Origin of the sequence: Sorangium sp. So ce448, from assembly GCF_051520915.1 — a bacterium.
In the GTDB taxonomy this organism is placed as follows: domain Bacteria; phylum Myxococcota_A; class Polyangia; order Polyangiales; family Polyangiaceae; genus Sorangium; species Sorangium cellulosum_B.
Map to the genome: position 1 here is coordinate 2,999,397 of NZ_CP150343.1, position 14,763 is coordinate 3,014,159.

At 70.9% G+C, this 14,763-nt stretch carries 13 protein-coding genes; all 13 read left to right on the forward strand.

Translation table 11 applies throughout. The features are described from left to right. Window positions 1–538: 538 nt before the first annotated feature. The gene (locus WMF45_RS11595; protein ID WP_437716970.1) at window positions 539–1,198 is read left to right on the forward strand and encodes a DUF4255 domain-containing protein; all 660 of its coding nucleotides are present in this window, start codon (window positions 539–541) and stop codon (window positions 1,196–1,198) included. Continuing rightward, on the forward strand, window positions 1,195–2,094 hold the full coding sequence (locus WMF45_RS11600) for a hypothetical protein (RefSeq protein ID WP_437716971.1): 900 nt from the start codon (window positions 1,195–1,197) through the stop codon (window positions 2,092–2,094). The genes WMF45_RS11595 and WMF45_RS11600 overlap by 4 nt, the downstream gene beginning before the upstream one ends. A gap of 27 nt (window positions 2,095–2,121) precedes the next feature. Beyond that, window positions 2,122–4,005, forward strand: coding sequence for a phage tail sheath family protein (locus WMF45_RS11605; protein ID WP_437716972.1), 1,884 nt, complete (start codon window positions 2,122–2,124; stop codon window positions 4,003–4,005). Between the two features lie 30 nt (window positions 4,006–4,035). Continuing rightward, entirely contained in the window at window positions 4,036–4,488 is a 453-nt protein-coding gene (locus WMF45_RS11610; protein WP_437299152.1) for a phage tail protein, read from the forward strand. 91 nt (window positions 4,489–4,579) lie between these two features. Beyond that, a complete protein-coding gene (locus WMF45_RS11615; protein ID WP_437716973.1) occupies window positions 4,580–7,186 on the forward strand; it encodes a hypothetical protein in 2,607 nt (868 codons plus the stop codon). A 4-nt stretch (window positions 7,187–7,190) separates the two neighbouring features. Further along, entirely contained in the window at window positions 7,191–7,697 is a 507-nt protein-coding gene (locus WMF45_RS11620; RefSeq protein WP_437716974.1) for a phage tail protein, read from the forward strand. A gap of 3 nt (window positions 7,698–7,700) precedes the next feature. Beyond that, window positions 7,701–8,471, forward strand: coding sequence for a CIS tube protein (locus WMF45_RS11625; RefSeq protein WP_437716975.1), 771 nt, complete (start codon window positions 7,701–7,703; stop codon window positions 8,469–8,471). Between the two features lie 13 nt (window positions 8,472–8,484). Continuing rightward, the gene (locus WMF45_RS11630; protein ID WP_437716976.1) at window positions 8,485–8,649 is read left to right on the forward strand and encodes a hypothetical protein; all 165 of its coding nucleotides are present in this window, start codon (window positions 8,485–8,487) and stop codon (window positions 8,647–8,649) included. A gap of 6 nt (window positions 8,650–8,655) precedes the next feature. After that, window positions 8,656–9,717, forward strand: coding sequence for a phage late control D family protein (locus WMF45_RS11635; RefSeq protein WP_437716977.1), 1,062 nt, complete (start codon window positions 8,656–8,658; stop codon window positions 9,715–9,717). A gap of 4 nt (window positions 9,718–9,721) precedes the next feature. Further along, on the forward strand, window positions 9,722–10,441 hold the full coding sequence (locus WMF45_RS11640; RefSeq protein ID WP_437716978.1) for a phage baseplate assembly protein V: 720 nt from the start codon (window positions 9,722–9,724) through the stop codon (window positions 10,439–10,441). 13 nt (window positions 10,442–10,454) lie between these two features. Next, window positions 10,455–12,053, forward strand: coding sequence for a hypothetical protein (locus WMF45_RS11645; protein WP_437716979.1), 1,599 nt, complete (start codon window positions 10,455–10,457; stop codon window positions 12,051–12,053). Window positions 12,054–12,061: 8 nt separating this feature from the next. Continuing rightward, complete coding sequence (locus WMF45_RS11650; RefSeq protein WP_437716980.1) at window positions 12,062–12,454, forward strand: GPW/gp25 family protein; 393 nt, start codon at window positions 12,062–12,064, stop codon at window positions 12,452–12,454. A gap of 13 nt (window positions 12,455–12,467) precedes the next feature. Continuing rightward, window positions 12,468–14,762, forward strand: a complete 2,295-nt coding sequence (locus tag WMF45_RS11655; protein ID WP_437716981.1) for a baseplate J/gp47 family protein — start codon at window positions 12,468–12,470, stop codon at window positions 14,760–14,762. The last annotated feature ends 1 nt before the right edge of the window (window position 14,763 follow it).

Below are 14,763 nucleotides of genomic sequence, written 5' to 3' on the forward strand. Positions count from 1 at the left end.
GCCGATTGTGGGCTGCTCGCTCTGCCCATGGACCGCCGCGGCGGTGAGGTGCTTCTTCCAGCGGCGCGGCGCCTTCGCTGCCTGCCATCGCTCTCCTCGCGCGCCTTCGCTGCCTGCCGTCGCTCTCCTCTCGCGCCAGAGGGAACCGCTACGCGGGGGAGGACCCGATCGCCGAAGGTGCACCGCGCGCCGCCGTGGCTGCTCGAGCGCGTGTTGCCGCCGCCTCCGCGCCGGCGGAGCAAGCCAGGGGGCGGCCTGACGAGCGAGCTGCGCCTGCGGACGCACACCGAAGTCGCGCTTTCACCGGGGGGTGTTCGTCGCTCGAGTCGATCGCGTCGTTCGTATCGTGAGCGAATTGCTCGTCGCAAACGATGTGGCCGTCACCGTCGGGTAATCGGGTATGCCATTGCGATTGCGGAGCCGCTGACTCGCTCGGGGCGGCGGATGTCATCGTCATCGACTCACCGGTGTCCGTCCTGACGATTTACTGGTTGACACCAAGCGCGCCCCCCACGTTACATTGCGGACAGTTCTGGGTGTGTGTGCGAGGTCATTGCGAGACCTCGCCGAGGGGGTAGTCCTTTCTCTGGAAGGCGGGGCTGGTTTGGCTACGCACCACGCTGCAGCCGCGATTGGCGAGACGCTCGCGAAGCTCCTCGAGGGCGCAGCCCTCCAGAGCTCCGAGACGTTTCAGCGTGCGCCATTCACATTCGTGCGCGACCTCCGCACCCCGCCGGCGCAGGGCGCGACGGTGTACCTCTACCGCGTGTCTGTCAGCGCGTCTCGGCACAACTTTCAGGCACGCACCAACGCCCAGGGTCAGCGATTCCGCGCGCCGCTGCCGATCGACTTCCATTACCTCGTGACGGCCTGGGGGCGCGACGCGAGGGAGCAGAGCGCCCTGCTCGTGTGGGTGATGCGGCAGCTCGAAGACCTCGGCCCGCTCCGCGCTGCAGTGCTGAACCACCATTACGGCACCACCGCAGCCCCGTTTCATGAAGACGAAGAGGTGCAGGTCACGTTCGAGCCGCTGACCCTCCAGGACCACGTGAACGTCTGGGAGGTCGCCAAGGCGAGCATGCAGACCTCCGCGGCCTATGTCGCGCGCGCGGTGCCCATCGAGAGCACCGAGACCGAATCGCGTCACGGCCCGGTGCAAACCAGGGAGTTCGTCGCAGGGCCGCAGGTGTCGCCGTGACGGCCGACGTGATGACCCGCGTCGCCCCGCTCGGCCTGCGCTTCTGGGACGAGGTGAATCGCGATCTCGTGCGCGACGGGCTCGCCGTCTCCGCGTGGCCCGAGTCGCTGCCCTCGCGCCCTCGGTCCGCCAGCGTGAATGCTTCGGGGGTGTGGGCCCTCCACGATCTCGCCCTCATGGCTGCGTTCGAGCGAGGCGCGGGCGACGCGAGGTACTGGGAGGCGGTGGCGTCGGGAGCCGACCCCGCGCTCTCCTCGCGCAGGCCGTTCGTCGTCGAGGTGCGCGACACCGCCAGGCGCTTCTTGCCCGTGCGGCTGCGCGTCACGCTGCCCGTGCGAGGGCTCTATGACTGGCCTGCGGCGGTGGGGCTCGCGGCCGAGGCGCGCGCCCTCTCCGCGGGAGCGCCGCCCGGGGTGATCCCGCTGCCTGTCGCGCCCTCGCGCCCGGTGCGCGCGCTCGCGGTGGTGCGCGCCGAGCTCGCGGTCGACGGCGATGAGCCCGCGGCCAGCGCCCTCGTCGAGGTGTTCGCCTCGGGGCGCCTCGTGGGGCGCGGCATGTCGGACGAGCGCGGCCGCGTGGCCGTGATCTTCCCGTATCCCGACACGCTCGTCGTGTCGTCGGGCTCTCCGCTCGGGTCGCCTTCGGCGGGCGCGAGCCCGTCCGAATGGCGCTGGAACATCGAGGTGGTGGTCCGGTACGCGCCGCCGGTCGCCGGCGCGCGCCGCGGTGACGCGCCCGAGCTCGCCGCGGTGTTCGCGCAGCCGCCCACCACGGCGCTCCTCCGGCTGAGCCCCGAGGAGCCCTTGAGAGACTTCGAGTTACGCCACAGGGACGAGCAGGTGCTGCGCACCGAAGGCGCCTCCGACGGGCGGCTCTGGATTCGAACCGTGATCTGACCATTCATCGACGAGGGAGAAGAATAGATGCCCGAGTACCTGTCACCCGGTGTCTATGTCGAAGAGACATCGTTCCGGTCGAAGTCGATCGAGGGCGTGAGCACCTCGACCGCGGGCTTCGTCGGCCCCTCGCGATATGGGCCGCTCGACCTCGTCCCCGAGATCGTCACAAGCCTGGGCGAGTTCGAGCGCATCTATGGCGACGGTCAGAAGCTCGATTTTGGCAGTAGCGAGCGGCACAACTTCCTCTGGCACGCGGCGAGGGCGTTCTTCGCCGAGGGCGGCCGGCGGCTCTATGTCTCCCGCATCTTCAGGCCCAGGTCCACGACCGACGACGGCATCGCGCATGCGACCCTCGCCGCGGGCAGCCCCATCGACGACGATCTCACCATCCGCGCGCGGTACCCCGGATCGGGCGGCAACGTCCGCGTTCGCCTCACGCTGCGCGCCGGGCAGAACGTGCGCACCGGCAGCGGCGCCGACGCGCGCCTGCGCGGCGCGACCGACCGCGACGTGGTGCTCCTGTGGCAGAACGCGAATGCGCCCCTCTCCCCGGGCCAGAGCCCCTTCTATATCGCCCGCCGCAGCGCCGACGGGGTCTGGGCATTCACGCGCGACGGTGAGCGCGGGGCTGGCGAGATCCTGCTCACGTCGCTGACCGCGACGAGCGACGTGCGTCTGGTCACCGTCAGCGTCCAGGTGTCGTACGGCGCCGGGGCCGACGAGACATGGGACGGCCTCGCCCTCGACCCCTCGCACCAGCGCGACGGGGCCCGAGACGCGATCACCTCGCGCTTCGGCTTCGATCCCGACGACCCGTCGCCGCTGCGCGCGATTCCCATCGTCATCACCGCAGGGGCCGCGCTCGATCACGGCGTCGGCATCACCGAGGCCCTGATCAACAGCAACCTCGGCCTCTCCTCCGCGCTGGCGGCGGCCACCTCCGTGAGCGAGTACGTCGGCGCGCTTGCCGACAACGGCGCGCTCGAGGTCACCCTCGAGCACGGCAACGATGGCGCGCTGCCCGAGCCCGGTGAGTACGAGGGCGTCGAGAACGCCGCCAACGCGCGCAAGACGGGGCTCAAGCAGTTCGAGGACCTGGACGACATCTCCATCGTGGCAGCGCCGGGGTCCTCGTTCGGCACCGACTCGGACGTCGCCGCGACCATCGCGGGCCACCTGGTCACCCACGCGGCGACGATGCGGTACCGCATTGCCGTGCTCGACAGCATGAACAACCAGGCGATCGGCGCCGTGCGCGCGTACAGGGCCCGCTTCGACTCGACCTACGCAGCGCTCTACTACCCCTGGGTGAAGGTGCTCGACCCCATCACGCGGGCGCCCATCGCGCTCCCGCCGAGCGGGTTCGTCACGGGCATCTACGCGCGCAACGACGTCGAGCGCGCCGTGTACAAGGCGCCCGCCAACGAGGTGGTTCGCCTCGCGCTCGGCTTCGAGGTCACCCTCAACAAGAGCCAGCAGGACGTGCTCAACCCCGAGGGCGTCAACTGCTTTCGCTTCTTCGAGGGCCGCGGCAACCGGCTCTGGGGCGCTCGCACGATCAGCTCGGATCCGGAGTGGAAGTACGTCAACCTCAGGCGATACTTCGCCTACCTCGAGCACTCGATCGACAAGGGCACGCAGTGGGCCGTGTTCGAGCCGAACGGCGAGCGGCTCTGGGCCAACGTGCGGCGCACCATCGAGGACTTCCTCTTCAACGAGTACCAGAACGGCGCGCTCCTCGGCGACCGGCCCGAGCGCGCGTTCTTCGTGAAGTGCGATCGGTCGACGATGACCCAGAACGACCTCGATAACGGGCGGCTCGTGTGCCTCATCGGCGTGGCGCCGCTCAGGCCCGCGGAGTTCGTGATCTTTCGCATCGGGCAGTGGACGGGCGACCGCAAGGTCTGATGCCAGCTCGCAACGGAGGGAGTGAGATCCATGCCAGTGCAGCGTGAACGACCGTACATGCAGTTCAACTTCCTCGTGGACCTCGGCACGGGCACCGACGGGCCTGACGCCGCGTTCCAGGAGGTGAGCAACCTCGGCACCGAGTTCGCCGTGGCCGAGTACCGCGCGGGCAACGACAAGGAAAACAACGTCCGTAAGTACACGGGTCTCAACAAGGCCACGGACGTGACCCTCAAGCGCGGCATCGTGGGCTACCGGTCGTTCTACGACTGGGTCGAGCAGGTGCGCCGCGGCGACAAGGAGGCCGTCCGCCCGTCGATCACCATCAGCCTCCAGAACGAGGCCCACGAGACCGTGATGACCTGGACCCTCAAGAACGCCAGGATCATCAAGTATGTCTCGGGGCCCTTCAACGCGAAGGGCGGCGATGTGGCGATGGAAGAGATGACCCTCGCCTACGAACAGCTCGTGCTGGAGTCCTGACCCGAGGATGAGCCCCCGCGCGCCCCGACGTCTGCCCGGCGTACGCTTCGAAGCGCCGCCTCCCCGCCCGGGCGCGTTACCGCGCATGGACGTGGCGGCGTTCGTGGGCTTCGCGGCGTCGGGGCCGCGCGATCTCCCCGTGCTCATCGAAGACCCGCGGCGCTTCGCCGACCTGTTCGGCGACGATCTCGAGCTCGCGTGGGACGGCCGTCGCGGTGAGGTGGTGACATCACGCCTCGGCGCGGCCGTGCGCGACTTCTTCCGCAACGGGGGCCAGCGCTGCTGGGTGGTGCGCGTCACAGGGGCTCAGGCCGCTACCAACCAGTTTGTGGTGCCGGGGCTCATCGACATGAACAACCCCACGGGCCCGGGGATCACCCTCCAGGCGCGGTCGCCCGGGAGCTGGTCCGACCGGGTGGTCGTGGGCGCCTCGCTCGAGGCCACCGCGCTTCGCCCGGACCCCGCTCACGCCCCGGGGACGGCGTCATGGCTCGCTGCCATCGCCGCCTCCACGCCCCGCCTCGCGCTCGTCGTCGACGCAGCGTCGGGCGTCTCGGCGGGCGACCTCGTGCGCGTCACCGTCTCGCACTGGCCCGGCGCCACGTCGAGCTGGGAAGCGTGGCTGTTCGTCGATCGCATCGAGGAAGCCCGCAGCGCGGCCAGGGGCTCGCGCAGGATCGAGATCGTGGGCGCCACGCCCGCGCGGTGGCTCACCCGCATCGCGACAGCGAGCGGCGACGCGCCCGCGACGTACACCCCCTCCGTCGCCCCGGCGGCGCTCCCGCCCGGCGCGGTTGTGCGCATCGACCGCATCGAGATGGAGCTCAGGGTGCGTATCGAAGGCGAGGAGCGCTTCAGGCTCAACGGCCTCGGGTTCCACCGCGCGCACCCGCGGTGGTGGGAGGCGCTCCCGCGCGATCTCGACCTGCTCCAGCAGGACGACCCGTGGCCTTTCGAGCATCATGCCACCTTTCGCCGCGAGCTCCTCGCGCCGAGGTTCCCGCTCGCGTCGAGCCGCACGTGTGATGTCGGCGCGACGGACACGGCGGCTCTCCCCCTCGCCATGGGGCCGTGGCCGACGTACGGCGCCCCCCTCGAGCTCGCCGCACCGGCGCTGGCGCGCGATGGCCTCGCGCGCTTCGACGCCGGCGTCTTCGTCGATCAGGGCCTCGCGGACCTCCTGCCCCACCAGGTGGCGCTCGAGGCCGAACACGTGCTCCGCGCGCACGACCGCTCGCAGGGCGCGCCGTTCCAGGGCGTGCACGCGGTCTGGGCGGTCGACGAGGTGACGCTGATCGCGGCGCCTGACGCGGCTCACCGCGGCTGGGAAGCCGCTTCCGCGCCCGATGACCTCGCGCTCGGCTTCGACGTCGCGGCGCCCAGCGAGCCGCCCGTTGTCGCGCGCTGCGGCTGCGACGACAGCCGATTGCCAACCCTGCCGCGATGCCCCCCTGAAGAGGCCCCCGCCGGCGCGTTCGGCCCGTCCGAGCGCGGGCCCGCCGCCCCCGGGAATTTCACGGTCGAGCCGCGCGAGGCCCCGCCCGAAGGTCCGGTCGCGCTCCCCGTCGGCGCGCGCGCGTTCACCCTGCGCTGGACGCATACCGATGGAGCGACGTACGTGGTGCGGGAGAGCACCACGCTCGAGCGTGGGAACGGGGAGATCCGCCTCCACGACCCGAGCGTCCTGTACGAGGGACCCGGCGCGGGGGGCGACGCGACAGCCCACGTGCGCGCTCTCCCCGTCTTCGGGCGCTCGCCGGGCCTGTGGCACTACCAGGTGCGGGCCGTTGTCGACGGCGTCGCAGGGCGCTGGTCCAGCATCGTCTCGGTGAGGGTGACGACCCCCGAACGCGCGCTCCTGAGCGACGTCGACGACGGGGGGGACGCGCTCGCGCGGGTGCAGCGCGTGCTCCTGAGGATGTGCGCGGCGCGCGGCGACCTGCTGGCGGTGCTCTCGTTGTCCGAGCGCTTCCGCGAGGCGGAGGCGATCGAGCACGCCGCGCGGCTGCGCTCCTACGACGACCCCGCCGACCGCGCCGGGCTCCCCCCCGAGGCGCTGAGCTACGGCATGCTCGTCCACCCCTGGCCCGTCGTGCCCGAGCCCACGCACCGGGGCAACGCCCGGCGCGCACCGCCCGACGGCGCCGCGTCCGGCGTGCTGGCCTCGCGCGCGATCCGCCGGGGAGCGTGGATCTCCCCAGCGAACGAGGCCCTGGCCGACGTGGTAGCCCTCTCGCCCGCGCTCTCCCCGTCGCGATGGGAGGCCCTGCTCGACGCGCGGGTCAACGTCCTTCGCCAGGAGGCGCGCGGGTTCGTGGCGCTCGGCGCAGACACGCTCTCCGACGACCCCGACCTCGTGTCGGTGACCGCCCGGCGGCTGCTCTGCTTCCTGCGCCGCGTGGCGCTCCAGAAGGGCGCGGAGTACGTGTTCGAGCCGCACGACGACTTCTTCCGCCGCGAGGTGATCGGCTCGTTCGAACGGCTGTTCTCCGATCTCTTTCGCGCCGGAGCCTTCGCGGGGCGGAGCCCCGAGACTGCGTACCAGGTGCGGGCGGACACGGCGCTCAACCCGCCGTCGGCGGTCAATCAAGGGCGCTTCGTGATCGAGCTCAAGGTCGCGCCGTCCATCCCGCTGAGCTTCATCACCGTACGACTCACGCAGCGCGGCGACGTCACCGCGGTCGCGGAGGTGCGCTGACGCCATGGCCGAGCGCGAGACCGACCAGGTTGCGCGGCCCTTCATGGGCTTCGCCTTCGCCATCGAGATCTCGGTGCCGGGCACGGTGCCGCGCGTCTGCAACGCGGCGTTCGCGGAGTGCGACGGGCTCGAGATGACCATGGACGTGAAGACCATCCGCCAGGGCGGCGACAATGGTCGGCAGGTGCGCCTCACGGGGCCGATGGGCTTCGGCACGCTCACCCTCAAGCGCGGGATGACCGCGAACTTCGACCTGTGGACGTGGTTCGACAAGCTGGTCGAGAGCCCCGGGCTCCGCGCCGACGCCGTTGTCGTGCTCTACGCCGCCGGACAGACCGCGAGCCCGGAGGCCCAGCGGGCCGTGAGCGCGTCGTGGGAGCTGTCGCGCTGCGTGCCGGTGAAGCTCAAGGCGCCGCCGCTCAACGCGCGCGATGGGATGGTCGCCATCGAGGAGTTCCAGCTCGCATACGAGTCCCTGCGGCTCCGGCCGCCAGGGCAGGGAGGACGTTGAGCGATGCCAGCGCCTGTGGTGCTCGAGAAGGCTTTCCTCGTCGCTGTCGACACGGCGGGCAAGGAGCAGGGCGAGCGGGTCGTCGTGCAGTTCAACCCCGAGAGCCTCAAGGTGAGCTTCGCCAACCAGATCGCCCAGCCCCAGGGCGGAGGCAACCAGAGCGAGAAGGACCCGCAGCAGTTCGTCGGCGCGGGGACGACGAAGCTCGCCGTGCAGCTCTGGTTCGACGTGACCGTGCGCGCCGACGGCGTCGACGACGTGCGCAAGCTGACCGAGAAGGTCGCGGCCTTCATCACGCCCGAGCAGGACAAGAGCGACAAGAACAAGTTCGTGCCCCCGAAGGCGCGCTTCGGGTGGGGCACCTTTCAATACGACGGGATCATGGAGTCGCTCGAAGAGTCGCTGGAGTTCTTCTCCAACGACGGGCGGCCGCTCCGGGCGAGCGTGACATTCACCCTGTCGCAGCAGCGGATCACGAAGTTCGCGTTCGGCAGCGCGAAGGCGGCGTCGGCGCCTCCGGGCGCGCCCAACCTGGGTCAGAAGCCGCTCGACGCGGCGCCGAACAACGGGTCCGTGCAACAGATGGCGGCCGCGAAGGGCAAGGGCAACGACTGGCAGTCGATCGCCGCGGCCAACAAGATCGAGAACCCCAGGAGCCTCGCGCCAGGGACGCTGCTCGACCTGAATGTGCGTGTGCCTTCGGTGCAGCCGCCGTCGATCGCTGTATCGCAGCCGCCGTTACCGCAGCCGCCGCGCGTGGGGCTGAGGCGTTGAGGAGGGAGCGCTGATGTCGGTCGTCATCAAGGAGTTCGAGGTCGCCCCCGCGCCTGCCGCGCCCGCGCCGACGTCCCAGGCGGCGCCGCCCGGGAAGCCGCCCCCCGTCGACCCGAACGAGCTGCGTCGAGCGCTGGCCTGGCAAGCGCGGCGGGCGCTGCGCGTGAGGGCGTACTGAGCCGCCATGAACGCGCCCGCGACGATCAAGGATGCTCGGCCGACGTTCCTCATCGAGGGGAGCGAGGAGGTGGAGCTCGGCCGGGGGCTCATCGCGCTCTCGATCATCGAGGAGGCCGGCGGCCCCTCGCGCTGCGAGGCCACCTTCGGCAACTGGGGCACGAAGGATCAGACGAAGGACTTTCTGTATTTCGATCGCCGCACGCTCGACTTCGGCAAAGGGATGCAGGTGCGCTACGGGACCGACACCGTCTTCGACGGGCGGATCATGGCGCTGGAGGGGCATTTCCCCGAGGGCTCGGCGCCCGAGATCACCGTGCTCGCCGACGACAGGCTCCAGGACCTTCGCATGACCCGCCGTTCGCGCGTATTCGAGGACATGAGCGACGCCGCCGTGTTCCAGCGCGTCGCGCAGGACCACGGGCTGCAGACCGACGTGCAGCTCCAGGGGCCCACCCACAAGGTGCTCGCGCAGGTGAACCAGAGCGATCTCGCGTTCTTGCAGGGGCGCGCCCGCGCGATCGACGCCGAGCTTCACGTCGACGGGCGAACGCTGCGGGCGAAGTCGCGCGCGCGCGGGTCGTCGAGCCCCGTGGAGCTGGCTTATGGGGCGGCGCTCCGGTCGTTCAAAGTGACGGCCGATCTCGCCCACCAGCGGACCGCGGTGAAGGCGACCGGGTGGGATCCAGAGGACAAGCGGGCGCTCTCGTACGAGGCCACCGACAGCGCCATCCAGGCCGAGCTCGGGAACGACGAGAGCGGCGCGAGCGTGCTGCGCGCGAAGCTCTCGGAGCGAAAAGAGGTCGTCGCGCACGGGGGGACCTGGAGCGACGGGGAGACCCGGGCGCGCGCCGAAGCGCACTTCCGCCATGGCGCGAGGCGCTTCGTCGTCGGCGAGGGGGTGGCCGCGCCCGACGCGCAGCTCCGCGCCGGGGCGAGGGTGAAGCTCGATGGCCTCGGGGCCCTGTTCAACGGCACCTACCACCTCGCCGAGGTGCGATGGCTCTTCGACGAGGGCGGGCTCAGGGTGGAGTTTCGCGCCGAGCGCGCTGGGATTGGGAGGCCATAGACCGATGTCGCAACGTGACCCTCTGGAGTCGACCATCGATGAGCGCATCCCCTCGGGGCTGGGCGGTCGGTGGTACGGCGTCTATCCCGCGCAGGTGCGCGACATCAAGGACCCCGCGGGCAAGGGGCGGGTCAAGGTCGCGCTCCCGTGGTCGCCGGATCCGTCGGGAAGCGACGGCTACGAGGCCTGGGCGCGCATCGCGGCGATGGGCGCGGGGAAGCAGCGTGGTGCGTGGTGGATCCCCGACCTCGACGACGAGGTGCTCGTGGCCTTCGAGGGGGGCGACCCGCGCAGGCCTTATGTGATCGGCGGGCTCTGGAACGGAAAGGACGGCCCGCCCGAGTCGATGGATGGCGCGGGGAAGAACCCGCTCAAGGTGCTCCGCTCGCGCAACGGGGTGAAGGTCACCCTGGATGACACCGACGGTCAGGAGAAGCTCATTCTCGAGACCCCCGGCGGGTGCAAGCTCACGATGCGCGACGGCCCCGGCACCGTCGAGATCGCGGACGGGAACGGGAATACCCTCAAGATGGAGGCGAGCGGGGTCACGCTCACGGCCAGCAAGCTCACGATCAACGCGGGGGCCAAGATGGACGTGACCGCAGGGGCGGTGAACGTCAACGCAGGGATGTCGAAGTTCAGCGGGGTGGTGAAGTCCGACACGAACATCACCAACGCCACCGTGAGCGCGTCGTACACGCCCGGCGCGGGGAACATCTGGTGAGGCGCGCGTGACGATGAAGCACGAGATCGGCTGGGTGACCGCGGCGCCCCTGTGGCGAGGCCGCGCGGTGGCGCCCGGGGTCATCGCGGCCCCCGATCTCCTGCGCTTCGACTCCGACGATTTCATGGACGATCTCACGGCGCTCCTCGCGAAGCGCCCCGCGGATCTCGCCGGCAAGATCGCCACGAAGAAGACCTACCGCGCCAGGCCGCCCGGGGCGCCGGTGGACTGGCCCCCGCCGCCCGCCGCGCTCCGGCTCTATCAACCCGTGCACGGGCATTTCAACCTCGTGATCGCGAGCCTCGTTTGCCATACGCCGGGGCTCCCCGACCACGGCGTCGACCCGGCGAAGGGCGAGGAGGCGTGGTTCGTGCTCCGGCGGCTCCGCAAGAGCGACGCCCGCGAGATGGCCTGGGTGACCGACGCGCAGAAGCGCAACACGTGGTCGCCGATCGCGGGCGACGCGAAGCTCGGCGAGGTGGCCGAGGGGGAGCAGCTCCTGCCGCTGTTCATGGTGCCCTTCACCGAGAACGGGCGCACGCGGAGGCTCTGGGCGGGGCTCATCCCGACGTCGAGCCGCGAGACGTTCGTGGCGACGCGCGAGGCCGTGCCCGAGGTGTTCCCGGAGGAGGCCGCGCCGGCGCCCGGCGCGCCGCATCCCAGCATCCCCGAGCCGCCCTTCACGGACCCCGAGCTCGTCGAGGCGCGGGCGCGCGTCATCGGCGGGCTCCAGGCGCTCGTCACCCCGCGGACGACGCTCGCGCAGACCTCCGCCGAGCGGCACGCCGAGGAGCTCATGGAGCAGGAGGTCACGCGCTTCTTCCTCCTCGACCTCGCCGACCTGCTCACGAGGTACGCGCCTTCGGTGATGGGCTCCTCACGACCGCCCTCCACGGCCCCGAAGGCCCGGGCGCTCTACGACCTGCTCCCCGCGAGCGGGGTGCGCGCTCAGCTCGCGGTGGCGCTCTCGCAATGGGCGCAGATCACCGGTGAGAGCGAGGGCACGAGCTCGATCACCGTGAACCTCCGGAACGTCGCGCTCGATGTCTATACCTTCGCGCGCGCGCTCGATGAGGCGATCAAGGAGCACCTCGCGGCCACGCCGGCGCCGGCGCCCGCCGGGGGCGATCCGGCGCGCCCCGGGGCCATGGAGCTGCCGCAGCTCGACGACGGCGAAGCGCGTTACGTCCTCCGTTGCGTGTACAGGCGGACGAGGTGCCGGCCCCCGCACCCCGACCTCGTGAGCGCGCGATCGGCGGAGTTCACCATCGCGCCCTTCTTCGATCCCGACGCGCCGGCGCGGCCCGTGCGCATCGCGCTGCCTGTCGACACGTCGCTCAAGGGGCTGCGAAAGTTCAGGAAGGGCGTGGCATTCCTCCTGTCCGATCAGCTCCGCAAGCAGATGAGCCAGGCGTCGAACATGAAGGATCTGCTCGACGGCAAGGCGGGCTCCGAGGAGCCCTTCACGCTCGGCGAGATCTGCTCGTTCTCGATCCCGATCATCACGCTGTGCGCCTTCATCGTGCTGATGATCTTCATGATCGTCCTGAACTTCGTGTTCTGGTGGCTCCCGCTGCTGCGCTTCTGTTTCCCCATCATCAAGAGAAAGTGACGACGGTCATGGACGCAGGGAAACTCTATGGTCGTGGCATCTCGTTCCCGCCCCGCGTGGGCGAGGACGGGAGGGTCGCGTGGTCCGCGGGGGAAGAGAACATCCGCGACGCGATCCGGGTGATCCTCCTGACCGAGCCCGGCGAGAGGCTCCTCCGGCCCGATTTCGGCGCGGGCCTCCGGCGTTTCCTCTTCGAGCCGAACACCGTCACCACCCGCAGGGCCATCGAGGACGCGATCACCGTCGCCCTCAAGGACTGGGAGGCGAGGATCGCCGTGGAGTCCGTGACCGTGGAAGAAGAGCCCGACGACCCGCGCGCTGTGCTGGCGACGGTGACTTACAGGCTCGTGGCGACCAGCGCGGTCGAGCGCGTGAGCCTCAGCGTTGGCGTGGCTGGATAAGAGGAGGCGCGCGGTGCCTGTTCGCATTCCTACGATCGATGAACGCAAGTTCCAGGACCTCGTTGACGAGGCGCTGGCGCGCGTGCCCGTCCACAACCCCGAGTGGACCAATTTCAACAAGAGCGACCCCGGCGTCACGCTCATCGAGGTCTTCGCGTTCCTCACGGAGTCGCTGCTCTATCGCGCCAACCTCATCCCCGAGCGCAATCGACTGAAGTTCCTGTCGCTCCTCGGGGTGCCGCTCCAGCCCGCGTCGGCGGCGCAGGGCCTCGTGGCCTTCGCCAACGAGAAGGGCCCCCTCGCTGTGCACACGCTCACCCGGGGCGTCGAGGTGCGCGCGGGCGCGGTGCCCTTCGTGACGGGGCGCGGCGTCGACGTGCTCCCGATCGAAGCCAAGGCATTTTACAAAGCCGACGTCACCGACCTCTCCGCCGAGGCGAAGGGGTACTACGAAGATCTCTACCGATCCGCCACGGAGGAGCGCTCGGGCGCCGCGGCGCGCTTCTACCGCACGACGCCGCTGGAGACCGCGGGGCCCTCCGGCGTCGACCTCGGGGGCACCGTGGGCCACGCGCTCTGGATCGCCCTCCTCGCGCGCCCCAAGGACGACGTCGAGCAGGCGCGGAGGCTCATCGCGGGCAAGGTGCTCACGCTGGGCTGGGTGCCTGTCGTCGACGACGCAGGGCGCGCGGTGACGCCGATGACGGGCGCGGGCGCCGCCTCCACGGCGAGGCTCCTCTACGAGGTGCCGTGGATCGACGAGAACAACAAGGCCGTGCAGACGATCGGCGGCCTCCGCACGCCGCAGTACAGGCCGCTGACGGCGAGCCCGTCGGGCAACGTGCTGCTCGATCCCGGGGTCGTCGAGGTCATGCTCCCGCCCGAGGGCCGCTTCGGCATGTGGGACGACATCGAGCCCACGGAGGCCGGCGTCGGGGAGTTTCCGCCGTCGCTCGAGGACACGACCCTCGATGAGCGGCTCATCACCTGGCTCCGCGTGCGGATGGTGGGCTCGGCGGCTGCGCGCGTGTTGTGGGCCGGGATCAACACCGTGCCTGTCGCGCAGCGCGAGCGGGTGCTCAACGAGGTGCTGCCCGACGGCACGGGCGAGCCCGATCAGGCGGTGACGGTCGCGCGCAGGCCCTTTCTTCCGGGGAGCGTGCGGCTGCGCGTGCGCGCCCCGACGGCGAGCGCGTTCGAGGCGTGGGCGGCCATCGACGACCTGCTCGCCGCAGGGCCCGAGGTGCCGGCGCCCGATCCGAGGCTCCCGCCCGGGCGGCGGCAGGTCACGCCGGCGCCGTCGAAGGTCTTCGTCGAGGACGCCGAGGCGGGTGAGCTGCGCTTCGGGGACGGCCAGCGCGGCGCGAGGCCGCCGCGGGGCGCCAGGCTCGTCGTCGATTACGAGTGCTCGGTCGGCGCCGCGGGCAACGTGGGCGCCCTCGCCGTGAGCAGCGCGCCCGCGCTCCCGGCGGGGGTCACCGTCTCGAACCCCGTCGCGACCTGGGGGGGCGCCGACGCCGAGCGCGTCGACGACGGCGAGAAGCAGATCACGCGGTACCTCCAGCACCGCGATCGCCTGGTCACCGTGGCCGACTTCGAGGCGATCACCTGGCGCACCCCGGGCGTCGCGATCGGCCGCGTCGATGTGCTGCCGTCGTTCCGCCCCGTGCGCGGCGGCGAGCCGATCACCGACGCGCCCGGCGTGGTGACCGTCATGGTGGTGCCGCGCTTCGACCCGCTGCACGCCGACGCCCCGGAGGCCACGAGCGATTTCATCGACGCCGTGTGCGCGTGGCTCGACCCGCGGAGGCTCGTCACGACCGAGCTCATCTTGCGGGGCCCCGAGTACGTGGACGTGACCGTCTCGATCGGTATCGAGGCGGTGCCCGGCGCGAGCGTTCACGATGTCGTCGAGGCGGTGCGGCTCGCCATAAGGGACTTCCTTTCTCCGCTGCCGGCGCCCGGCGTCGAGAACATCGAGAAGGAAGTGGCGCTGCTCGCGCCCCCAGAGCCCACGTTCCTTCAGGTGCGCCGTGGCTGGCCGCTCCGGAAATCGGTGCTGGCGCTCGAGATCATGGCGGTCGCGAGCCGGGTCCCCGGCGTGCTCCTGGTCAAGCCCGTTGTGCTCGGGCGAGGCGCGGAGACGACGCCGGCGCCCTCGGTGGATCTCGTGGGGCTCCAGCTCCCGAGGCTCGCGGCGCTCTCGGTGATCGACGGCGATCCGCTGCCGCTCAGCGAGCTGCGAGGCGGGCCGACCACCAGCGGCGACTACCTGCCTGTGCCCGTCGTGCCCGAGGTGTGCGGCTGAT

What these genes read in the sequence shown, in the direction of transcription:
- WMF45_RS11605 (WP_437716972.1), top strand. Translation starts at nt 2,122, where the DNA reads ATGCCCGAGTACCTGTCACCCGGTGTCTATGTCGAAGAGACATCGTTC.
- WMF45_RS11610 (WP_437299152.1), top strand. Translation starts at nt 4,036, where the DNA reads ATGCCAGTGCAGCGTGAACGACCGTACATGCAGTTCAACTTCCTCGTG.
- WMF45_RS11620 (WP_437716974.1), top strand. Translation starts at nt 7,191, where the DNA reads ATGGCCGAGCGCGAGACCGACCAGGTTGCGCGGCCCTTCATGGGCTTC.
- WMF45_RS11625 (WP_437716975.1), top strand. Translation starts at nt 7,701, where the DNA reads ATGCCAGCGCCTGTGGTGCTCGAGAAGGCTTTCCTCGTCGCTGTCGAC.
- WMF45_RS11630 (WP_437716976.1), top strand. Translation starts at nt 8,485, where the DNA reads ATGTCGGTCGTCATCAAGGAGTTCGAGGTCGCCCCCGCGCCTGCCGCG.
- WMF45_RS11635 (WP_437716977.1), top strand. Translation starts at nt 8,656, where the DNA reads ATGAACGCGCCCGCGACGATCAAGGATGCTCGGCCGACGTTCCTCATC.
- WMF45_RS11640 (WP_437716978.1), top strand. Translation starts at nt 9,722, where the DNA reads ATGTCGCAACGTGACCCTCTGGAGTCGACCATCGATGAGCGCATCCCC.
- WMF45_RS11645 (WP_437716979.1), top strand. Translation starts at nt 10,455, where the DNA reads ATGAAGCACGAGATCGGCTGGGTGACCGCGGCGCCCCTGTGGCGAGGC.
- WMF45_RS11650 (WP_437716980.1), top strand. Translation starts at nt 12,062, where the DNA reads ATGGACGCAGGGAAACTCTATGGTCGTGGCATCTCGTTCCCGCCCCGC.